Here is a 21,614-nt window from a genome sequence, read left to right on the forward strand (position 1 = left end):
CCCGCCGCGATTGCCCTGTGACGCTCTGCCCGCGGCTCGCCTAGATGGCGTCCTCGCCGCGCTCTCCCGTGCGGATCCGCACGGCTTCCTCGACGGGGACGACGAAGATCTTGCCGTCGCCGATCCGACCCGTCTTGGCGCTCTTCTCGATGGCGTCGATCACGTCGCTGACCATGCTGTCCGGCACGACGATGTCGACCTTCACCTTCGGGACGAAGTCGACGACATACGCCGACCCTCGATAGACCTCCTTCTTGCCACCGGTCCGACCGAAGCCCTTTACCTCGGTCACCGTCATGCCCTGAATCCCGACCTCGGCGAGGGCGTCCTTGACCTCGTCGAGCTTGAACGGCTTGATGATCGCCTCGACCTTTTTCATTGCGCACGCCTGTGGTGACCGGATGCCCGCCAGGTTAAAAACCCGGGCGCTCACCCGAAAAGCCCCGCCGGAGCAGAGCCGGTAAAGGGGGGTCGCTTCCGCCGGCGGCCTCCCGTCGATGTGCCGGGCGCCGCCCGGCCTCCGATCCGTGACGGGGTCCTCTCGGCCTCCCGAGCATTGCCCCGACGCTTGTCAACAGACTCAGGCCCCCATCCAGCAGAGCTGGATGGACGACCCTCTACCCCGGGCGCCGGCGCAGCGACCGGAGGTCCAGGCTGGTGTACCCAAGCTCATGTTTCCGGAATGTTTCGCGCATCATGCGTGCGTGAGAAAAGTGGTTCCGGCATCAGAAAATCGGATCCCGCTTACGTTTTTCAATCCCTCCCGGGAGCTCCTGGGAGGAGAGCGCGCCCGCTCCCATCGCGGCGGCGCCGGGGGGGGTGGGGCACGCCTCCTCCATGGCCGGCCGACGTGGATCCGCCTCCCGGCTCCGTCCGGGGACGGCTGAGCTCGCCTCCACGGCGCCCCCGAGGGGTGGATCCCGCCTCCTGACGGGTCATGCCGCGCTCGCCTTGTTCTTGCGACGCGGCTCGAATAGTCTCCGCTGGCGAATCCAGTCGCGGGACCGCCCTGCCTGATGGCTTTGCCGAACAAAGCGAAGATCCCGGTAGGCACGGTCCTCGCCGGAAAATACCGCATCACACGCGAGATCGGACGCGGTGGCATGGCCGCCGTGTACGAGGCCGAGCACATCGACATCGGCAAGCGCGTCGCGATCAAGGTGCTCGCACAGGAGCTGACGACCTCGGCCGTCGTGGTCGAGCGCTTCCTCCGTGAAGCCCGTGCCGCCGCGTCGATCCGCAGCCCGTTCATCTGCGACGTCTACGACTCCGGCAAGCTCGACGACGGGCGGCCCTTCCTGGTGCTCGAGCTCCTGGAAGGCGAGTCGCTGTACGAGCGCATGACGGTCGTCAGGTACCTCGACCCCGAGACCACCGTCACGGTGGTGTCCCAGGTGTGTCGAGGGCTCACCAAGGCGCACGCCTCCTCGATCGTCCACCGCGACCTCAAGCCGGAGAACATCTTCCTCACGAAGGACGAGGAGGGCCGGCTCTGCGCGAAGATCCTCGATTTCGGGCTCGCGAAGTTCTACGCGCCCGTCGACGGCGGCGACGCGCAGGCGCGCCTCACCCGCGAGGGCGCGGTGTTCGGAACGCCGGCGTACATGAGCCCGGAGCAGGTGCGAGGCCAGGGGGCGGTCGACCACCGCGCCGACCTCTGGGCGCTCGGTTGCATCACCTACGAGTGCCTCACCGGCCGCACCGTCTGGCAGACCGAGCAGGGCGTCGCGATGACGTTCGCGCAGATCGCGAACGCGCCGCTGCCGCAGCCCGCGGCGCTCCGCCCGGACCTGCCGCCGAGCTTCACCGTGTGGTTCGAGAAGGCGCTCGATCGCTCGATCGATCGCCGCTTCCAGACCGCGAGGGAGTTCGCCGACGAGCTCTCGGTCGCGCTCGGCGTCGCGCAGCCGACGCCCCCGCGCGGCGCGGAGCCGTCACAGGCAGGGCTCCTCCCGACGGGCGGCGCTCCGCCGGCCGACGTGACGTTCGATCCGCCGGGGGTCGTCCGTGTGACCCCCAACGAAGCGCGGCGCACCGTCCCCTCGGGCCCGGCGGAGCGCGGGGGCGACCCGTTCGGCGGGCTCGACCTCTCGGGCCCGCACGGCGGCGCGCTGGCCGGGCGCGTGAGCCAGGGCGCGGGGCAGCAGATCTCGTTCTCCGGAGGCCCGGGCGACGCCTCGGTCCCCGATCCGCTCGCGCAGCGCTCGCCGCCGAGGCGCGGCGGCGCCGGTCGCGCGCTCGTCGTCTTCGGCGTGCTCGTGCTCGCCGCGGGCGCCGCGTACGCGGGCTACCTCCAGTTCCTCAAGCCAACGGCCCTGCCGCCCGTCTCGTCGAGCAGCGCGCCGCCGCCGCCGGCCATCAGCGCGCCGTCGTCGTCCGCGCCGACCGCCGTGCCGGCGCGCGCCGACGCCCAGGCCGAGCCGCCCGGCCTGCCGTGGCCGCCGCTCGTCGCGCAGGCGCAGGAGTCGCTCGCCGCGGGCGATCTCAAGGCCGCGCTCCGGCAGCTGAGGGACGCTCAGGAGAAGGGCAACCACCCCGTGCCTCGGACCCTGATCGAGCACGTGCAGGTCGCCATGAAGGACGCGAGCGGCAAGGCCCCCTGCCAGCTCACCGGGCTCGCGCGGCCGCGCACGCACGATCTCGTGCGCGAGGGCGGCCGCGCCATCGGCGCCAGCCGGCCCTCGATCACGCTCGGGCCGCGCGGCGCGGTGGTCACCTGGACGGACTCGCACGAGGGCAGCGAGCACGCCTACACGGCGGTGCTCGACAGCGCGATGCGGCCGTCGTCGCCGGCGCTCGACGTGACGCCCGAGGGCCGCGCCATCGGGCGCCCCGAGCTGACCACCGCCGGCGATCGGCTGGTGCTCACGTACTGGGACGGCAAGGGGCCGGAGGCCGGCGTGCACGTGCGCTGGCTCGACGCCAGCGGCCGGATCGACGGGCCCGCGATGATGGTCGCCCGCTTCCCTCGGGGAGGGAACTCCTGGCCCTCGCTCGCGCGCGCCTCCGAGGGGTTCTCGATCGCGTGGTCGGACGACGGCGACAGCGCGTCCGAGGACCTCTTCATGCGCCGCCTCTCTCCGAACCTCGATCCGGTCGGCGAGATCATCCGGCTGACGGACGTCACCCCGACGGGCCCCTCGAAGCCGCGCGTCCGCTTCCCCTCGATCGCGGTGACCGACGACGTGATGCACCTCGCCTTCCGCTTCGATCGCGAGCCGATGCGGGTCATCCAGTACATGCGCCTCCCGCTCGCGAGCGCCGACAAGGGGCTCCCGCCGGCCGCCCCCGGCAAGCGCGCCGACCGCGCGCTCGGCGATCTTTCGCTCGTGAACAGCGATCGCGCCCGGAGCGACAACCCCTCGCTCGCCTGCGGCACGGGCGGCTGCTTCGTCGTCTGGCACGGCGAGGCGCCGATCGGGGGCGCCTCGGCCGCCTACATCGATCCGGCCAAGGGCCAGCCGCTCTGGCGCAAGCGGTTCTCGAAGGCCGGCGCGCGCCCGGCGGTCGCGATCGCGCCGAGCGGTCAGGCCCAGCTCGTCTGGTTCGAGCAGGGCCGCATGCTGACCGCATCGATCAACCGCGACGGCATCGGCACGCCCACGAGGTTCGCCCGCGTCAGCGGCGATCAGCCGGCGCCTTCGATCAGCCCCGGCGCGAGGCCTGGAGAGTGGTATGTCGCCTGGCTTGACTACGAGGCGGGTCATCTCGAGCCCTACGCCGCTCGCATCCAGTGCCGGTGACCCCATGCTCATCCTCCCACCTCGAAGCGAGGTCCGCGCCCGTCCCATCGAGACCGAGCGGCTGATCCTCGTGCCGATCGACCCGTCCGACGGCCCCGAGCTCTGGCTCGCGGTCAGCGGCTCGCGCGCAACCCTCCAGCGCTGGCTGCCCTGGGTGCAGTTCCACACGGATCCGGCCGCGAGCGTGCGCTTCGCCGAGGCGTGCGCCGCCGACTGGGATCACGGCAGGGCGCTGCGCTTCGTCATCCGCGAGCGCGCGCACCGCTCGCTCGCCGGGGTGGTCGGGCTCGAGTCGTGCGTGCACCTGCACCGCTCCTGCGAGCTCGGGTACTGGCTGCGCAAGGAGGCGACCGGACGCGGCCTCATGACCGAGGCCGCGCAGGCCGCGCTCGGGTTCGCGTTCGGCCACATGGGCGCGCACCGGGTGCGGGTCGCGGCCGCGACGGACAACCACGCCTCCCTCGCGGTCATCGGCCGGCTCGGCTTCCGCTTCGAGGGCATCGCCCGCCAGGCCGAGTGGTGCGACGGCCGCTGGCTCGACCACTCCGTCTTCGCGCTCCTGGCGACCGATCCCAGGTGAGGCGCGCCGTCCCCAGCGCTCTGGCGCCCGAGGCGGCCCGTACGCCGCCCGAAGCGCGCTAGCATCCTGCCTTCGCCGTGGCTCGCCGTCGTCGCCTCATCCGCTGGCCTCGCGGCACGATGCCGCTCGTGCCGCTCGCGCCCGCGATCGTGATCGTCGTAGCGATCGCCACGGCCGTGGCGATCGCGCTGATCGGTATCCGCCAGCTCGCCAAGATGAGCGATCAGGCCGCGAGCCTGCGCGCGGAGGTGCTGGCCGCGACGCTGTCGGCGCGGCTCCCGGGGACCGCCGACGCGGAGCGGACCGAGCTCCTCGGGCAGGCGGCGCGGCGGGCCGGGTCGGAGATCCTGCTCGTCGAGCACAGCGGCCACGTGCTGGTCAACGAGAGCTTCGGCGCGCCGGCCAAGGCCGACATCTTCCAGATGCTCACGCAGGGCAAGGGCGAGGCGGTGACCTCGCTCGGCCGCGTCCGGTTCTCGGCGCGCCCGCTCCGCCCGCCGCTGTCCCACCTCTCGGTGATCACCTTCGTCTCCGCGCCGAGCCCGCCGCCCGACTCGATCGCCCTCGGCAACGCCGTCGCGGCGCTCACGACGCTGCTGCTCGGCGTGGCGGTCGCGGTCGCGCTCTCGTTCACCAAGGCGGCGCGCGACGACGTCGACTACCTGCGCGAGCGCATCACGGCGATGGCGCGCGGCCAGGGCCAGAGCGCGTCGAGCACGGATCTGATCCAGATCGAGCCGGTGCCGATCCGATCGCTGGACCAGGTGGGGCTCCTGACGGCGGCCTTCAACCTGCTGATCACCCGCTTCGCCGCGGCGGAGCGCACCTACCGGGCGGACCTCCAGCAGGCCTCCGCGATGGACCGCGAGCGCTCGGCGTTCCTCGCGGGGCTCAGCCACGAGCTGCGCACGCCGCTCAACGCCATCCTCGGGTTCGCGCACGTCCTCGAGAGCGAGGTCGACGGGCCGCTCAGTCAGGACGCGCGCGAGGCGCTGTCCGTCATCCGGCAGAGCGGCGAGCACCTGCGCACGCTCATCGACGACATCCTCGATCTGTCGGCGCTCGAGACGGGCAAGCTCCAGCTCTCCCGCCGCGCCGTCAACCTCCGCGTCCTCGTCGATCAGGTGATGCGGGAGGCGTCCGCGGCGGCGCGCGACAAGCCCATCCAGCTGCGCGTCACCGGGGACCACGGCCTCCTCGCGCACGCCGATCCGCGGAGGGTGCGGCAGATCCTGACGAACCTCGTCTCGAACGCCGTCAAGTTCACGGCGCGCGGCTCGGTGAGCGTGCACATCGCCGCGCGCGGCCGCTACGCCGCGATCGTCGTCCAGGACACCGGCCCCGGAATCCCGCCGGAGGAGACGTCGGCGGTCTTCGAGGAGTACCGGCAGACCGGCGACGTGCGCTCTCGCCGGGCCGGGACGGGGCTCGGGCTCTCGATCGCGCGGCGCCTCGTCCTGATGCACGGCGGGACGATCCAGCTGGACAGCGAGCTCGGGCGGGGCTCGACCTTCACGATCACCCTGCCGATCTGGGTGGTCCCGCCCCCCGCGCCCGCTCCGGTCCAGCCCGCGCCCGACGCGGCGGCGCCGCCCGTGAGCGAGCCAGGCGGCGGCCGCCCAGCAGGAGGAGGGAGGATCGCATGAACGAAGAGCGCATGAGGGACGACGCGATCCACTTCGCGCGGCGCGTGCTCGTCCGCCAGGCGCTGGTCGGCGTCGCCGCGTTCGGGGCGATCGCGGCGCTCGCGCCGAAGCTGCTCATCCTGGAGCAGGACGTCGCCGCGAGCGTGCTCTCGGTCGGCGCGAAGATCGCCCTCGCCGCGATCTTCGCGACCACGCTGCTGACGCTGCTCCGGCTGCGCACGCACCGGGACCTGCTGCGCTCGCTCATGATCGGCTCGCGCGACATCGATCACGAGGAGCTCGAGCGGTTCGCCGAGCTGCCGCCGTCGCTGGCGCTGCGCTTCGTGCTGGCGAGCTCGACGATCTCGAGCCTCACGATGATCCCGGGGATCAGGCCGGAGAAGCTCGACGACGGCCGCGCGGTCAGCCTGCTCATCCTCGCGATCACGATCCTCAGCGCGTCCGCGATCCCGCACTACGTGCTGACGCGCGCCACCACGTTCAGCCTCTTCGAGATCAGCCCAGCCGAGGCGATCGGCGCCTTGCTCGAGACGGCCGAGCTTTACCAGACGCCGCGCCGGCGGGTCACCTACAAGCTGCTCCTGGCCGTCGCCGCGCCGGTGCTGCTCGTCGGCGTCGGGGCGGTGCTCATCGCGAACGCGCACCTCCAGACGTTCATCGAGCGGAGCCGGCGCACGACCGCGGGGCTCATCGCGCGCACGGCGCTCGACCCGTCGCTCGGGGCCATCGCCGAGGCCCATCGCAACGACGTCGTGGCCTCCGCGGCGGAGTTCGGGTTCCTCGCGCGCGTGGAGCCCAACTGCGTGGGCGCGGAGCCCTCCTTCGGCCGCGAGGCCGACGGGCAGATCGCCGTGATCACGCCGCTCGACGGCGGCTGCGTCAACATCCGGTTCTCGGCGGATCTCGAGCCCTCCGCCGCGATCTGGGGCGCGCTCGTCGCGCTGCTCGCGGTGCTGGTCGCCGGGGCGCTCGGCAACCTGTTCGGCCGCGTCCTCGCGGCCGATCTTGTGCACGCCACGAAGCAGGTGCGCCTGCTCGGCACGGACAGCGTGCTCCGCGGCGGCACGCAGATCGCGCGCCCCGCCCGGTTCGCCGTCGTCGCTCGGCTCGGGCACGCCATCGAGGATCTCGCCGAGCGCTTCCGCGTCTTCGCCGCGGCGCAGGAGCGCGCGCTCGAGGCCCGCGAGGCGGCGCAGCGCATGCGCGGCCTCCTGTTCGCGAGCGTGAGCCACGATCTCAAGAGCCCGCTGAACGCGATCCTCGGGTTCGCCGAGCTCGTGGGCCAGGAGGACCTGACCGCCGCGCAGCGCGAGAGCCTGGAGCTCATCTCGACGCGCGGCCGGGAGCTCCTCGGCCTGATCGAGTCGATCCTCGACGCCGCGCGCGTCGAGGCCGGGCAGCTCACGCTCGAGCCCCAGCCGACGTCGGTCGGCGCGCTCATCGCCGGCGCTCTCCGCAAGGCGCGCGAGCTCGCGAGCGACGCCGACGGGGAGGTCGTCGTGGAGGTCGGCGACACGCTGCCGCTGATCCCGGTCGATCAAGCGTACGTGACGCGCGCGATCGCCGTCATCGTGGCGCACGCGCTCAGGACCGGCGCGGCCGACCCGTCCGCGCGCCTCGTGCGCCTCACCGCGACGATGGCCGGCGAGTTCAACAGCGAGGTCCGCATCGACATCGAGTACGGCAGCCGCGACGTGCCGCCCGACGAGCTGGAGGCGTTGTTCAGCCGGCAGACCACGGCGCGCGGCCGCGGTCTGACCCTCGGCCTCAGCCATGCGCGCTCGGTGATCGAGCTCCACGGCGGCTCGCTCGAGGTGGACGGCGCCCCGGACGGCCGCCCGCTCTGCCGCGCTCGGCTGCCGCGCGTCCCGCCCCCGCGTCGCCCCCGCCTCTCATCGGTCCCCGCGCTCGGCTGACCTCGCCCGCAGCCGCGCGGATCACGGGTCACCGGCGCGCAGGATCGCTTCCCTTCGCCCTCTGCCCGCGGTACTCCCGGGGCATGCCTGAACGGGCGCTCTCTCCTGCCGAGACAGGCGACGACGATCGCTTCGACCGCCTCTTCCGGCCTGCCTCGCTCGCGGAGTACGTCGGCCAGACCAAGCACACGGAGAACCTGAAGGTCTTCGTCGAGGCCGCGCGCCGGCGGCGCGAGCCGCTGGACCACATGCTCTTCTGCGGTCCGCCCGGGCTCGGCAAGACCACGCTCGCCCACATCCTCGCCCGCGAGATGGGCGTCACCCTCCACGTCACGAGCGGGCCGGCGATCGAGCACAAGGGCGCGCTGGCCGGGCTGCTGACCAAGCTGGAGCGCAACGACGTGCTCTTCATCGACGAGATCCACCGGCTCACGCCGGCGGTCGAGGAGAGCCTCTATCCCGCGATCGAGTCGTTCCAGATCGACATCATGACGGGCGACGGCCCGTATGCGACGACGATCCAGCTCGCGCTGAAGCCGTTCACGCTGGTCGGCGCGACGACCCGCACCGGGCTGCTCACCGCGCCGTTGCTGTCGCGCTTCGGCCACGTCGTCCGCCTCGATTTCTACCCCGTCGAGGAGCTCGAGCGCATCGTGCAGCGCAGCGCCGGCCTGATCAACGTGCCGATCGACGCCGGGGGAGCGCGCGAGATCGCGGCGCGCGCGCGGGGCACCCCGCGCGTCGCCAACCGCCTCCTGCGCCGGGTCCGCGACTTCGCCGAGGTGCTCGGCGACGGCGCGATCACCATGGCGATCACGCGGAAGACCGCGGAGCGGCTCGAGATCGACGCGGCCGGCCTCGACGAGATGGATCGCAGGCTGCTGCGCGTCATCATCGATCACTACGACGGCGGCCCCGTGGGCGTCGACACCCTGGCCGCGGCGCTCAGTGAGCCGCGCGACACGATCGAGGACGTGTACGAACCGTTCCTGCTGCAGCAGGGCTTCCTCGGCCGCACGCCGCGGGGCAGGGTCGCGACCCGCCGCGCGTACGAGCACCTGGGCCTCGCGGATCCGGCGGCGAAGCAGGGGGATCTCTTCTCTTGACCCACGCCGCGTGGCGCCCCGGTGCGCCGCGCCGCCACGCGCCGCCCGCGATGTTTCGTGATCGCGCTCCGGGATTGCGCCGTGACCCGGAAATCTCTCATCGCTCCAGCGTGGAATCGATAAGCTTGCGGTGTGTCGCGCCGTGATCCTGTGCTCGTCGTGGATGACGACGCCGTCAGCCGGCAGATGCTGCTGCACGCGCTGGCCGACGCGGGCATCGAGACCATCGCCGTCACCTCGGGCGCGGAGGCGCTCGCCTGGCTGAAGGAGAGCGTACCCGCGCTCGTGCTGCTCGACCTCGTGATGCCGCCTCCGGACGGCTACGTCGTCCTCAGCGCCGTACGGGACGATCGCCGCACGCAGGACGTCCCGGTCGTCGTGTTGACGGCGCTCGACGCGGACGAGGACGTCGCCCGCGCCTTCGAGCTCGGCGCGGACGACTTCATCCGCAAGCCGTTTCGCCCGGCGGAGCTCATCGCCCGCATCCGCGGGCAGCTCCGGATCCGCGACTACGTCGACGCGCTCGCGCGCAGGGAGCACGACGCGAAGGTGGTCCTCGAGCTGACGCAGGCGCTGTCCTCGACGCTCGACTTCCGGAACATCCTCTTCACGGTCGTGCGCCGCATCGCCGAGGTGGCCCGCGTCGACCGTTGCAGCATCGTGCTCGTGCGCGACTCGGGCAACGTCGGCTACGTGGTCGCCGCGAGCGACGACAAGGAGCTCCGCGACCTGCCGATCGATCTCGGGAAGTACCCGGAGATCCAGCGCGTCATGCGCACGGGCGACGTGCTCGTGATCGACGACGCGAAGGCACACCCGCTGTTCGACATCGTGCGCGCGGAGCTCCCGGAGAACGCGTTCCGCTCGCTCGCCCTCCTGCCCATCCTGTTCGAGGACAAGCCGCTGGGCGTGCTCTTCCTGCGCGGGCGGCAGCCGGTGGCCCCCGATGCGCACGAGCTCTCGCTGGCCCGCACGGTCGCGAGCGCCACCGCGATCGCCCTGCGCAACGCGCGCATCCTGCAGTCGCTCCGCGATCAGACACAGAAGAGCACCTTCGCCCGGTTCGAGGCGGAGCGCCGGCTGAAGGCGCTCCAGCGCTACGCCGACTTCTTCCACTCGACGGCGGACGGCATCATCGTCGCCGATCCCGACGGCCACATCCTCTTCTCCAACCCGCGCGCCCAGGCGATCACCGGGCGCACGGCGGAGGACCTCGAGAGGGCAAACCTGGCCGACGTCGTCGATCCTCGCGAGCACCCGCTCCTCGAGGAGATCCGGGCTGGCTTCGCCAAGGGATCGTTCCCGCACATGGTGGACTTCACCGTGAGGCGGGGCGAGCACGAGAAGCTCATCCTGAGCTTCAGCTTCAGCAGCGTCCTCCGGGAAGAGAGCGGCGCCGTCCTGGTCAGCTTCCGCGACGTCACCACGGAGCGCGCCACCGAGGCGGAGCTCACCAAGACCAAGGAGTTCCTGGAGCGCGTCATCGAGAGCTCCGTCGACGCGATCGTCTCGGCCAACATGGAGGGCATCGTCCTGCTCTTCAACCGCGCCGCCGAGCGGATCTACGGCTATGACGCGAAGGAGGTCGTCGGCGCGATGAACGTCCGCGCGCTCTACCCCGACCACAACGCCGAGCAGATCATGAGGCTCATCCACGCGAAGGATCACGGCGGACCCGGCCGGCTCGAGGGCTATCGGACCGAGGTCCTGGCCAAGGACGGGTCGCGCGTCCCGGTGCACCTCTCCGCGGCGTTGATCTTCGAGAACGGCGTCCCGGTCGGCTCCGTCGGCATCTTCACCGACCTGCGCGAGCGGATGCGGATGGAGGCCCGCCTCACCGAGGCGCAGGAGGAGCTCCGCGCTCGCGAGAAGCAGGCCATCATCGCCGAGCTCGCGGGCGCGGCCGCGCACGAGCTGAACCAGCCGCTCACCAGCGTGCTCGGCTACGCCGAGCTGATCTGCCGCCGGATCGACGACGCGTCCCCCATCATGGGCGCCGCGGCGACGATCCGCAGCGAGGCCGAGCGGATGGCGGAGATCGTCCGCAAGATCGGCAAGATCACCCGCTACGAAACGAAATCCTATGTCGGTGCCGCGAAGATCATCGATCTCGACCGGTCGAGCGGCGACGACCCGAACAGGGTGATCGGGTGAGCGGAAGGAGCGCGGAGCGCCGGGGGAAGCAGCCGTTGTCCGACGCTCCCGTCACGCTCCGGAAGCCCCTCACCCGGGACATCCCGCTCGAGTGGATAGACAGCCTGCTGATCGCGTCGAGCGAGCTGGATCCATCGGCCTCCATCGAGCAGCGCGCCTCGGCGCTGCTCGGCGCAGCCGCGAAGGTGCTCCCGGGCTGCGGGCTCGGCGTGTACATCCCGGGAGCGACGGGCGCGCAGGTCGCCGTCCGGGTGTCGCCGCGCGCCCGCCGCGACGACAGCCGCGATCCGGCGCGGCTCCTCCCGGAGTTCGCCTTCGAGCGCGTCGTATCCATCGAGCCCGAAGGTCGCTCGACGATGCACATCGCAGCCGACGACGCCGGGTACCTCGACAGCGCGCCGATCCAGGCGCTTGTCGACCGGCTCGTGCTCACGCTGGGCGCGTCGCTCCGCGAGGCGCGTGCGCACGAGTCGCTGCGCGCGCAGGTCATCCAGGCCGAGAAGCTGGCCTCCCTCGGCAAGATGGCCGCCGGCGTGGTGCACGAGCTCAACAACCCGCTCACCTCGATCCTCGCCTACTCCGAGTACCTGCGCCGCAAGGGCGAGCGCAGCGGCTTCGACCCCTCGGACCTCGAGCGGCTCGCGCGGATCAACGAGGCGGCGGATCGCATCCGCCGCTTCTCGCGCGATCTGATCGCCTACGCGCGGCCGTCCACGGAGAAGCCGGGCGCCGTCTCCCTCCACGACATCATCGAGCGCGCGCTCGTCTTCTGCGAGCACCTCCTCGACCAGACGAGCGTCACCGTCGACCGGTGCTTCAGCGAGATACCTCCCGTGCGGGGCGTCATCGATCCGCTGACGCAGGTGTTCGTGAACCTGTTCACGAACGCCGCGCACGCGATGCACGAGCACGGCGGCTGCCTCGGCATCGCCACCGCGATGTCCCCGGAGGACGGCTACATCACGGTGACCATCCGGGACGACGGGCACGGGATCGACACCGAGCACCTGCCGAGGATCTTCGACCCGTTCTTCACGACCAAGACCGACGGGACCGGCACCGGGCTCGGCCTGAGCATCGTCAGGAACATCATCGCCTCGCACGGCGGCAGCATCCGCGCGGAAGCGTGCGCCCCGCGCGGGACGGTCTTCTATCTCGACCTGCCCGTCGCGCTGCCGTCCTCGGCGCGCCGCTGAGCGGGCGCCGAGCGCTCTCGGCTCAGGGCGCGACCTTGATGCCGAGCACGAGCACGCCGCCCATGTGCTGCTGACCCGCCACGAAGAAGTTCTCGCCGGCCTTCGCGTTCACCTCGAGCAGGGGCAGGAACGTGTTGCCGCCTGGCTTCTGGATGCTCGCGCTGACGACGAAGCGCTTCGGCTCGTCCTGCTTCTTCGCGGCCACCACGTCCTTCAGCGACACCATGAGGACGCTGCCGTTCGGCAGCTTCGTGGTGGTCGGCTTGCCCTTCCGCAGGCTGATTTTCAGCCGATCGAGCAGCTTGTAGCTGTTGTACGCCGAGAACGGCGGCTTCCCGAGCTCGGGCATCTTGCCGATCTTCGGATCGATGCCGGTCCCGTCGTTCGTCGCATGGAGGACCACGACCTCGGACGTGATCGCGGCGTCGGCGGGCGCCGCCGGAGCAGGGGCCGGCGCCTTCTCTTGCGCGACGGCGGGGGAAGGGCTCGCGCCGAGCGCCAGGACCATCATCGCGGTGATCGCACTCGCAAGAAATCTCATCACTGTCCTCCCGGACCGTCATCGGAGAGCCAAACCACCGTGGTCGTCGGGCCTGAGGCCGCGGCCTCCCGCGGAACGTAGAAGATGGTGCCCATGCGCGCCCCGAAGTCGACCGCGGCGACCTCGACGCCGGGCTCGATCTCGCCCTCGGCGCTCGGCACGGCGGCGGGCTCGTGCGCCGGCGCCGCTGCCGGGGGGGCGAGCACCGCGGAGGGCGCCGGCGCCGTCAGCTCCGCGCTGGGCGCCTCCGCGCCCGTCCGGCCCCAGACCATCATCGCGGCGGCCGCCGCCACGGCGAGCGCCGTCAGCGCGAAGATCCCGCGCGCGTTGTCGTTGGCCGGCGACCCCTGAAGTCGCGTCCGCGCGCGGGGCGCATCGCCCGACGGCGGCGCCGCGAGCGGCTGCACGACAGCGCCTCCGCTGGCCTTCGCAGCGCTCCCCTGCCCTTCGAGGATCTTCGCCATGACCGCGTCGGTGATGCCGTCGGCCGCGCTGGAGGCGAGCGCGCTGTCCCGGATCATGTCGGCTGCGGTGACGAGCCCTGCGACCTTCGCTCGGCAGCGCGGGTCATGGAGCAGGTAGTCCTCCACCTGCCGGTGGCGAGCCTCATCGAGCTCACCGTCGACATAGAGCATCAGCTCCAGATCCGTCGGCGGGGTGCTCGCGTCCCCGTGATTCGCCTTGCTGCTGTTGGCGGTACTCACGCGATCTCCTCCGGGTCCTCTGCGGCGGCCTTGCCCTCTTCCTCCGCGTAGCAGTCAGCAAGGGCGCGCTGAAGCTTCTGACGGGCGTGGAACAGGCGGCTCATGATCGTCCCTTTCGAGACCCCCATCGCCTGCGCCATCTCCTCGTAGGACATCCCCTCGACCTCCCGCATCAGGATCACGCCTCGGTGGTAAGGGGGCAGCGCGTCGAGCGCGGCCTGGATGCGCCCGGCGATTTCCCGGCGCCGGACGACGTTGAGGGGGTCGGCGCCGTCGATCCGAGCGACAAGCGGAAAGTCGGACTGCTCGTCGGCTGCCTGGTTTTCCTGAAGCTCGACGTCGCGGCGCCCTGGCTTCCGCATGAGGTCGATCGCCAGGTTCGTGACGATCCGGTAGAGCCAGGTAAAAAACGAGGAGCCGCCCTGAAAGGAGCCGAGCCCCTTGTAGACGCGGAGAAAGGCGTCCTGCACCAGCTCGCGCGCGTCGTTCTCGTCGCGGACGAGCCCCATCGCGATCGCGAAAGCTCTGCGCTGGTGCCGTTCCACGAGCGAGCGGAACGCCGCCTGGTCCCCCTTCTGCGCCCGCTCGATGAGCTCACGATCTTCCTCCGCTTCCCGCCGTCGTGCCTCGCGATTGGACGCACGGGCGGAAGCGCTATTCAGGCGCGCGTGGAGCTGCTCCGCTCTGCGGTGGGCGCCCCCCGCGGACGGGAGATCACCTTCCATGTCGCCCGGCGCATCGCCGGGGGGGCCGGGAGGTGCGGCCGGCTCGAGGTCGTCCGGGGAGGAAGGTACAGAGGCCACGGGGTCAGCTTACCTGAGGAGGCTGGGGGACAAGGAACGTCGCGCGGCAGACGGCCTGGCCGGGCACGCGGCCGGCGGGCGTGCCGGGCAGAGGGCAGGGGTCACCCGGCTCACGGCTCATCGGGCTCTTCGTTGAGCTCGGGGAGCTCGCCAAGCGTGAGGCGCACATCGAAGACCCGCTCGAGCCGGGCAACGCGGAGCGTAACAACCTTGTTCACGCCGGCGATGCTCGCCATCCACCGCAGCTCGTTCGGGTCGGAAATCGGCTGTCCCTCGAAGCCGACGATCACGTCATCCGGCGCAATGCCAGCCCGGTCCGCGGGCCCCCCGGGCACCACGGTCTTCACCCACGCCCCCTTTCGATCGGGCCGCTTGAGCCGCCCCGCCTCGATCGAGTTGAGCACGTCGACGATCACCCCGACCTGGCTCCGCCGGATCTTCCCGTCGCGCAGCAGCATCGGCAGGAGCTGCCGCACCATGTTGATCGGGATCGCGAACCCGATGTTGTTCGCGTTGGCGCGCACGGCCGCGTTGATGCCGACCACCTCGCCCTTGAGGTTCAGGAGCGGGCCGCCGGAGTTGCCCGGGTTGATGCTCGCGTCCGTCTGGAGGAAATTGAAGTAGCCGCTCGGATCGAGCCCCTTCACGTCGTCCCGGGTGCGACCCTTGGCCGAGAGGATGCCCGCCGAGACCGTGTGGGAGAGGCCGAAGGGGTTGCCGATCGCGACCACCCAGTCGCCGACCTCCATGGTGTCCGAGTCGCCCAGCGGGAGCGACGGGAGCCCCTGATCCTCGACCTTCAGCACGGCGACGTCCGTGTGCTTGTCGCGGCCGACGACGGTCGCCTTGATGTCGCGGCCGTCGACGAAGCTCACGAGGATGTCGGTCGCGCCCTCGATGACGTGGTTGTTCGTCAGCAGAAAGCCCTCGGGATCGTAGACGAAGGCCGTCCCGAGCCCCTCGGCGACCGTGCGGCGACGGCCGCCCGGGTGCTGCTGTCGCTCGACCCGGGCCTTGACCGTGGCGACCGCCGGATCGGCCCTGCGCGCGAGCGGCGCGAAGGAGCCGGGCATGCCCTCGGAGCGGACGATGGAAGGTGGGGGCGGCGCGGGGGGAGGCGGCGGGAGGGTCGCCACCGGCACGGCGCCCGAGGGGACGGCGGAGCTGCTCGCGCCGGAGGAGTGGCCGGGGGAGGCCTTGTTGCACGCGGCGATCAGGCAGGCGAGGAGGACCCAGGAAAGAGCCCTGGCGCCGGCGATCACGAGCGTTTCGAGACCTCGAGGTAGCGCATCCGCAGATCGTAGAGCGCCTGCTCGATCAGACGCTCCTCGTCACCCGTGAGGTTCCCCTTGGTCTTCTCCTGGAGCAGGGAGAGCAGGTCGATGTCCTGATGCGCCAGGACCAGGTTCTGCTCTTCCCTGCCGTCAGGGCTGGGCGCGTCGCCGAGGTGCACGTACGCGGAGCCGATGATCGACAGCACGAACGTCGAGAAGTCGAGCGTCGGCAGCTCCGCGGAGCTCCCGAGCGGAGGGGGCTCCTCTTGATCGTGCGCGTCGCTCACTCTGACCCTTCGTCGTCGAGCTCAGGCTCGACCCGCGACCCGTGCGCTGACGCGCCGAGCGCCGGCTGATCGACGATGATCGACTCGGTTTGCTCCTCTTGATCCGGCAAGCTCGCGAGGTGCGCCTCAACGGTCGCGGCGCTGAGCGTCCCGCTCGCCAGGAGGCGCTCGCGCACCCGACGATCAAGCTGCAGCTCCGTCAGCTTGCCCTTCTCACCTACGGTCATGATGTGATCTCCTCGAACAACCCACCCGTTCGCGGTGGGCTTATGACGACTTCTTCGAGAGCGTCACGAGCACGTCTGCATCCCCGTGCTCGTGAGGGTGGCCGTGCTCATGGTCATGGTCGTGATCGTGACCGCAGCACCCCCCCCCGCTCTCGGACTCCTCGATGCGCTCCTCCAGCTCGGCTTGGGCCTCTGCGATCTCTTCCTCGCTGGCGGCGCGCACGTCGCTGACCTGGACCTGAAAGCGCACCTTCTGGCCGGCCAGGGGGTGGTTCGTGTCGACCCGGAAGCCGTCGGGGAGGATGTCGACAACCCGGAGCGCGACCGGCTCGCCGTCCGGCCCCTCGGCGACGAACTCGTCGCCGACCTCGACCTCGGCCGCCTCGGGGAAGTCGGCCTTGTCGACCTCGAACACGCCGGAGTCCTCGCGCTCGCCGAACGCATCGGCCGGCTCGACGGTGATCTCGCGCTGCTCGCCGGCGCGCAGCCCCTCCAGGGCGCGCTCCAGGCCGGGCACGATCTGGGCGTATCCGTGCACGTAGACGAGCGGCTCCGCGGTCGACGCCTGGTCCACCGCCTCGCCGTTTTGGTTGAAGAGGACGTAGGACAGCGTGACGACCGTGTCCGTTGCGATGTGCAGCGACTCCATAGGCGGCGGTTGGTCTGCCATGGCGGTTCCGCGGTTTCAAGCGAGCCGCGCGTGCATAGCGGCGTGCTATGAGGAGGTCCGATGGCCGATTCCATAGCTCGGGCGACCGGTCGCGACCCTCTCGACGCGTCGGCCCCTGCTGCGCAGGCCAGCCCGGAAGCGGAGCGCGTCCGCCCCGGTGAGCCGCCGCCGGGCGGGACACGACCGGCCTCGGCAGCGTCTCCGCCGCACGGCGCCGCAGTGGACCGGGGCCCGCGCGCAGGTGGACCGCCTCCCGGGCGCGGGAGGGAGAGCCTGGAGCAGGAGCTCTCCCGGGTGGGCACGAAGCGCTGGCTCGGGCGGCTCGGCGTCCTCGCGACGATCGCCGCGCTCATCGCGGCGATCGTCGTGTGGAGGATCCGGACGACGCCGCCGCCGCCGCCACGCTACGTCACGGGCGACATCACCACGGGCGACGTGATCGAGGAGGTGCAGTCGACGGGGCAGGTCAAGCCGCTCACCGAGGTGCAGGTCGGCGCGCAGGTCTCGGGGAGAATCACCAAGGTTTACGTGGATTTCAACAGCATCGTGAAGGCCGGCGACGTGCTGGCCGAGATCGATCCGACGCTCTTCGGGGCGCAGATCGACTCGAACCAGGCGCAGGTCGAGGCGGCCAGCGCGAGCGTCGTGCGCTCCGAGGCCTCGCTGGGGACCGCCAAGCAGCGGCTCGACCGCGCGAAGAACATGGTCGCGGAGGGGGTCGGCTCGCAGGCCGATCTGGACACGGCGCAGGGCGCCTACGACGTCGCGCTCGCAGACCTCGCGGCCGCGAAGGCGCAGGTGGCGCAGCTCAGGGCGGTGCTCCGCTCCTCCACGACGAACCTCCAGTACACGCGCATCTTCTCGCCCATCGACGGGGTCGTCATCAGCCGCGCGATCGATCCTGGGCAGACCGTGGCGGCGAGCTTCCAGGCGCCCACGCTCTTCGTGATCGCCCAGGATCTGCGCAAGATGCGCGTGCTCGCCGACATCGACGAGGCGGACGTCGGTCGGCTCCGCGAGGGCATGGAGGCGGACGTCAGCGTCGACGCGTTCCCGGGCGAGACGTTCCGGGGGACGGTGAGCCAGGTGCGCTACAGCCCGCTCAACCAGTCCGGCGTCGTGACGTACGCGGCGGTGGTCGAGGTCGACAACCCCGACGTCAAGCTGCGGCCGGGGATGACGGCCACGGTGAGCATCCGGTCCGCCGAGGCCAGGGGGGTGCGGCGGCTGCCGAACGCGGCGCTCCGGTTCAAGCCGGCCCCGGAGCGGGACAAGGACGGCAAGGAGATCAAGGCGCCACCCCTCGAGCCGCTCCCGCCGAAGAAGGGCCGCGTCTACGTGCTGACCGACGCCGCGCCGGGCGCCGAGAAGATCGAGCCGCGCGTCGTCGACATCGGGATCACCGACGGCATCTTCACCGCGCTCACGACCGATCTCGGTCCGGTCAAGGTCGTCACCGACGAGAACGACAGTCCGTCATCGGGCGGCAGGGGGCGCGGCCCCCGGCTGTTCTGAGGCGTGATGCTGCCGCAGAGCCAGGGCGTCGCCGCGGTGCTCCGAGACGAGCCGCTCATCGAGCTCGCGAGCGTCGGCAAGGACTACACGACCGAGGCCGTCGTCGTGAGGGCGCTTCGCCATGTGGATCTGACCATCCAGCACGGCGATTTCGTCGCGATCGTCGGACAGAGCGGCTCGGGGAAGAGCACCCTGATGAACATCGTCGGGTGCCTGGATCGGCCGACCCGGGGCACATACCGGCTGGACGGGCTCGACGTCACCCGACGCAGCAACGACGCGCGCGCGATCGTGAGGAACCGCCTCATCGGGTTCGTCTTCCAGGGCTTCAACCTGCTGCCGCGCACCACGGCGCTCGAGAACGTGGAGCTGCCGCTCGTCTACCGGGGCGTCGGCGTGGCGGAGCGGCGCAGGCGCGCGCTCGAGGCGCTCGGCGCGGTGGGGCTGGCCGATCGTCTGCACCACACGCCGAACCAGCTCTCGGGCGGCCAGCAGCAGCGCGTCGCCATCGCGCGGGCGCTCGTCACCTCCCCGCCGCTGCTCCTCGCCGACGAGCCCACCGGCAACCTCGATACCCGCACGAGCTACGAGGTGCTCGGGCTCCTGCAGCGGCTCAACCGGGGCGGGATCACCATCGTCCTCGTGACGCACGAACCGGACATCGCCGCCTGCGCGAGTCGCGTGATCACGATGCGCGACGGCGAGGTCCGCAGCGATCTCAGGAACGAGCGCCCCGTCGACGCGGCGTTGGCCCTGGCCGCGCTGCCGCCCTCCGGGGCGGAGAGCGATGAGCAGGCACCGTGAGGGGCTACCTCGCCGCCGTCCGGATCGCGCTGCGCGCCATCGTCCGCTCGAAGCTCCGCACCGCCCTGACGGTGCTCGGCATCCTGATCGGGGTCGCGGCCGTCGTGATCGTGGTGGCGCTCGGGACGGGCGTACGCAACCGCATCCTGGGCGAGATCTCTGGCCTGGGTGCGAGCTCGATCTACATCTTCCCGCAGTCGACGCAGGCCTCCGGGCTGAAGCGCCGCGAGAGCGTGCGGATGTCGGAGGCCGACGGGCTCGCGATCCTGAAGGAGTCGACCAGCGTGGCCGCGCTGAGCCCGTTCAGCTCGACCTCGATGCAGATCGTGGCCGGAGAGGCCAACGTCGCGACCCAGGTCATGGGCGTGACACGGAGCTACCTCTCGATCCTCTCGTACCGCGTCGCCAAGGGCGACGGCTGGACCGAGGTGGACGAGCAGCTCAAGACGAAGGTCTGCGTGATCGGCGAGACCGTCCGGGAGGACCTGTTCGGCTCGAGCGAGGCCGTGGGGCAGTACATCCGGATCGGCAAGCACCCGTTCCGGGTGATCGGGGTGCTCGAGAAGAAGGGGCAATCCCCGTTCGGCGAGGACCAGGACGACCGGCTGCTCATGCCGATCGGCAGCTTCCGGTCGCGCGTCGTACCGAGCGCGCCGGGCAAGGTGCAGATGCTCGTCGCCGCCGCGACCAGCGAGCGGACCGTCGATCGCGCGGTGGAGCAGATCGACAGGATCCTCCGGCAGCGCCACGAGATCGCGCCGGACGCCGAGCCCGATTTCGTGATCCGCACGCAGGCGGAGTTCCGGGCGTCCCAGGAGCGGATCCTGGACACCTTGACGATGCTCCTGTCGTCGATCGCCGCGGTCTCGCTCCTCGTCGGCGGGATCGGCGTCATGAACATCATGCTGGTCAGCGTCACCGAGCGGACGCGTGAGATCGGCATCCGCATGGCGATCGGCGCCTCCGAGGGCGACATCCTGGTCCAGTTCCTGGTCGAGGCCATCACCCTGTCGCTCATCGGCGGCGTCATGGGGCTCGGCGCGGGGCTCGTCGTGATCAAGGTCCTCGCCGCGGCGCTCGGCTGGAACATGACGTTGCCGGTCAGCGCGGTCGTCATCGCGGTGGGGACGAGCGCGACGATCGGGGTCGTCTTCGGGTTCTTCCCGGCGCGCCGCGCCGCGCACCAGGATCCCATCACCGCCCTGAGGCACGAATGAGCGCGACGCTCACCCGCGTCCTGTCGGCGATCGTGATCGCGCTGCGCGCCGTCCGCCGGAACAAGCTCCGCGCGGGGCTCACGATCCTCGGGATCACGATCGGCGTCGCGGCCGTGGTCACCGTCACCGCGCTGGCGAGCGGCGCGCGCGCCAACGTCAACGCGCAGATCTCGAACCTCGGCTCCAACTCGCTCATCGTCTTCGCGCGCTCCGCGCGCGCCTCGGGCGTCCGCAGCACCACCGGCGCCCGGCTCTCGGAGCTCGACGGCCAGGCGCTGGTGCGCGAATCGACGAGCATCCGGATCGTGGCGCCGTTCCTCCGATCGAGCGCTCAGGTCATCTACGAGGGCCAGAACGCGAGCCCGACGCTCATCGGCACGCGCCTCAACTACTTCGAGATCCGGAGCTGGAGGGTGGCGCAGGGAGAGCCGTGGAGCCCCGCCTCGGAGAACCTCTCGGAGAAGGTCGTCGTCATCGGCGCCCAGACCGCGCGCGATCTGTTCGGAGCGCTCGATCCGGTCGGCCGGATGGTACGGATCGGCCGCCAGGTCTACCGTGTGCTCGGGGTCCTCGAGGAGAAGGGGGCGTCGCCCTTCGGGCAGAGCCAGGACGACATCGTGCTGATGCCGATCACCACGATGCGATCGCACGTCGTCGCCACGCGGCCCGGGGAAGTGCACGCGATCCTGCTGAGCTCGACGTCCGCGGAGACGTCCGAGCGCGCCAAGCTGCAGGCCGAGGCGATCCTCCGCCAGCGGCACCGCATCGGCGAGAACGAGGAGGACGACTTCGCCGTCCGGAGCCAGGCGGAGTTCCAGGCCATGCAGGACGCGATCTTCGCGGCGCTCTCGGCGCTGCTCGTCAGCATCGCGGCGGTGTCGCTCGTCGTCGGCGGCATCGGCGTCATGAACATCATGCTGGTGTCGGTCACCGAGCGCACCCGGGAGATCGGCATCCGGATGGCCATCGGCGCCCGCGAGATCGACATCCTGCTGCAGTTCCTGCTCGAGGCGCTCGTGCTCGCCACGCTGGGCGGCATCGTCGGCAGCGCGCTCGGTTACGGCGTCATCCTCGGGTTCTCCAGCGCCCTCGGCTGGCCGATGAAGCTCGAGCCGGCGGCGCTCGGCGTCGCGCTCGGGGTGAGCACGGCGATCGGGATCGTCTTCGGGTTCTTCCCCGCGCGACGGGCCGCGCGCATGGATCCGGTGAACGCGCTCGGGCGCGAGTAGCG

19 protein-coding genes are annotated in these 21,614 nt (G+C 71.2%); 11 read left to right on the top strand and 8 right to left on the bottom strand.

Translation table 11 applies throughout. The annotated features are described in order from the left end of the window. Positions 1 to 40 precede the first annotated feature (40 nt). Entirely contained in the window at positions 41 to 379 is a 339-nt protein-coding gene (locus tag WMF36_RS37650; protein ID WP_012239819.1) for a P-II family nitrogen regulator, read from the bottom strand. 637 nt (positions 380 to 1,016) lie between these two features. On the opposite strand from WMF36_RS37650, the gene WMF36_RS37655 reads away from it, so the two are divergent. From WMF36_RS37655 to WMF36_RS37685, 7 genes are all read left to right on the top strand, one after another. Further along, positions 1,017 to 3,743 carry a serine/threonine protein kinase gene (locus WMF36_RS37655; protein ID WP_437575648.1) on the top strand — a complete coding sequence of 909 codons (2,727 nt, stop codon included), beginning with the start codon at positions 1,017 to 1,019 and terminating at the stop codon, positions 3,741 to 3,743. Positions 3,744 to 3,747: 4 nt separating this feature from the next. Then, positions 3,748 to 4,323 (top strand): GNAT family N-acetyltransferase, encoded by a 576-nt coding sequence (locus tag WMF36_RS37660; RefSeq protein WP_437481169.1) that lies wholly within the window; start codon positions 3,748 to 3,750, stop codon positions 4,321 to 4,323. 77 nt (positions 4,324 to 4,400) lie between these two features. Beyond that, on the top strand, positions 4,401 to 5,969 hold the full coding sequence (locus WMF36_RS37665; RefSeq protein WP_437575649.1) for a sensor histidine kinase: 1,569 nt from the start codon (positions 4,401 to 4,403) through the stop codon (positions 5,967 to 5,969). Then, entirely contained in the window at positions 5,966 to 7,885 is a 1,920-nt protein-coding gene (locus WMF36_RS37670) for a sensor histidine kinase (protein ID WP_437575650.1), read from the top strand. The genes WMF36_RS37665 and WMF36_RS37670 overlap by 4 nt, the downstream gene beginning before the upstream one ends. Before the next feature lie 83 nt (positions 7,886 to 7,968). Then, complete coding sequence (gene ruvB, locus WMF36_RS37675; protein ID WP_437575651.1) at positions 7,969 to 8,991, top strand: Holliday junction branch migration DNA helicase RuvB; 1,023 nt, start codon at positions 7,969 to 7,971, stop codon at positions 8,989 to 8,991. 132 nt (positions 8,992 to 9,123) lie between these two features. After that, the gene (locus tag WMF36_RS37680; RefSeq protein WP_437575652.1) at positions 9,124 to 11,145 is read left to right on the top strand and encodes a PAS domain S-box protein; all 2,022 of its coding nucleotides are present in this window, start codon (positions 9,124 to 9,126) and stop codon (positions 11,143 to 11,145) included. After that, positions 11,142 to 12,341: a sensor histidine kinase gene (locus tag WMF36_RS37685; protein ID WP_437575653.1), complete on the top strand. Its 1,200-nt coding sequence runs from the start codon at positions 11,142 to 11,144 to the stop codon at positions 12,339 to 12,341. The genes WMF36_RS37680 and WMF36_RS37685 overlap by 4 nt, the downstream gene beginning before the upstream one ends. A 22-nt stretch (positions 12,342 to 12,363) precedes the next feature. Here the strand turns inward: WMF36_RS37685 and WMF36_RS37690 are convergent, their stop codons facing one another. The 7 genes from WMF36_RS37690 to WMF36_RS37720 form a co-directional block, all read right to left on the bottom strand. Then, complete coding sequence (locus tag WMF36_RS37690; protein ID WP_437575655.1) at positions 12,364 to 12,882, bottom strand: hypothetical protein; 519 nt, start codon at positions 12,880 to 12,882, stop codon at positions 12,364 to 12,366. Continuing rightward, the gene (locus WMF36_RS37695; protein WP_437575656.1) at positions 12,882 to 13,586 is read right to left on the bottom strand and encodes an anti-sigma factor family protein; all 705 of its coding nucleotides are present in this window, start codon (positions 13,584 to 13,586) and stop codon (positions 12,882 to 12,884) included. The genes WMF36_RS37690 and WMF36_RS37695 overlap by 1 nt, the downstream gene beginning before the upstream one ends. Then, positions 13,583 to 14,389 (bottom strand): sigma-70 family RNA polymerase sigma factor, encoded by an 807-nt coding sequence (locus tag WMF36_RS37700; RefSeq protein WP_437575657.1) that lies wholly within the window; start codon positions 14,387 to 14,389, stop codon positions 13,583 to 13,585. Before WMF36_RS37700 ends, WMF36_RS37695 begins: the two co-directional genes overlap by 4 nt. Before the next feature lie 110 nt (positions 14,390 to 14,499). Beyond that, positions 14,500 to 15,651, bottom strand: a complete 1,152-nt coding sequence (locus tag WMF36_RS37705; protein ID WP_437575658.1) for a S1C family serine protease — start codon at positions 15,649 to 15,651, stop codon at positions 14,500 to 14,502. Beyond that, positions 15,648 to 15,950 carry a DUF1844 domain-containing protein gene (locus WMF36_RS37710; RefSeq protein WP_437575659.1) on the bottom strand — a complete coding sequence of 101 codons (303 nt, stop codon included), beginning with the start codon at positions 15,948 to 15,950 and terminating at the stop codon, positions 15,648 to 15,650. Before WMF36_RS37710 ends, WMF36_RS37705 begins: the two co-directional genes overlap by 4 nt. Then, on the bottom strand, positions 15,947 to 16,177 hold the full coding sequence (locus tag WMF36_RS37715) for a hypothetical protein (protein WP_437575660.1): 231 nt from the start codon (positions 16,175 to 16,177) through the stop codon (positions 15,947 to 15,949). Before WMF36_RS37715 ends, WMF36_RS37710 begins: the two co-directional genes overlap by 4 nt. Before the next feature lie 40 nt (positions 16,178 to 16,217). After that, positions 16,218 to 16,847: an FKBP-type peptidyl-prolyl cis-trans isomerase gene (locus tag WMF36_RS37720; protein WP_437575661.1), complete on the bottom strand. Its 630-nt coding sequence runs from the start codon at positions 16,845 to 16,847 to the stop codon at positions 16,218 to 16,220. 294 nt (positions 16,848 to 17,141) lie between these two features. Between WMF36_RS37720 and WMF36_RS37725 the strand changes: the two genes are divergently transcribed. Genes WMF36_RS37725 through WMF36_RS37740 form a run of 4 tightly spaced genes read left to right on the top strand, consistent with a single transcriptional unit; the run spans position 17,142 to position 21,612 of the window. Further along, complete coding sequence (locus WMF36_RS37725; RefSeq protein ID WP_437575662.1) at positions 17,142 to 18,362, top strand: efflux RND transporter periplasmic adaptor subunit; 1,221 nt, start codon at positions 17,142 to 17,144, stop codon at positions 18,360 to 18,362. Positions 18,363 to 18,368: 6 nt separating this feature from the next. Next, complete coding sequence (locus WMF36_RS37730) at positions 18,369 to 19,166, top strand: ABC transporter ATP-binding protein (RefSeq protein WP_437575664.1); 798 nt, start codon at positions 18,369 to 18,371, stop codon at positions 19,164 to 19,166. Further along, positions 19,163 to 20,383, top strand: coding sequence for an ABC transporter permease (locus tag WMF36_RS37735; RefSeq protein ID WP_437575665.1), 1,221 nt, complete (start codon positions 19,163 to 19,165; stop codon positions 20,381 to 20,383). The genes WMF36_RS37730 and WMF36_RS37735 overlap by 4 nt, the downstream gene beginning before the upstream one ends. Further along, the gene (locus WMF36_RS37740) at positions 20,380 to 21,612 is read left to right on the top strand and encodes an ABC transporter permease (protein WP_437575667.1); all 1,233 of its coding nucleotides are present in this window, start codon (positions 20,380 to 20,382) and stop codon (positions 21,610 to 21,612) included. Before WMF36_RS37735 ends, WMF36_RS37740 begins: the two co-directional genes overlap by 4 nt. Positions 21,613 to 21,614 lie beyond the last annotated feature (2 nt).

It is taken from the genome of Sorangium sp. So ce887, from assembly GCF_051521455.1.
In the GTDB taxonomy this organism is placed as follows: Bacteria; Myxococcota_A; Polyangia; order Polyangiales; family Polyangiaceae; genus Sorangium.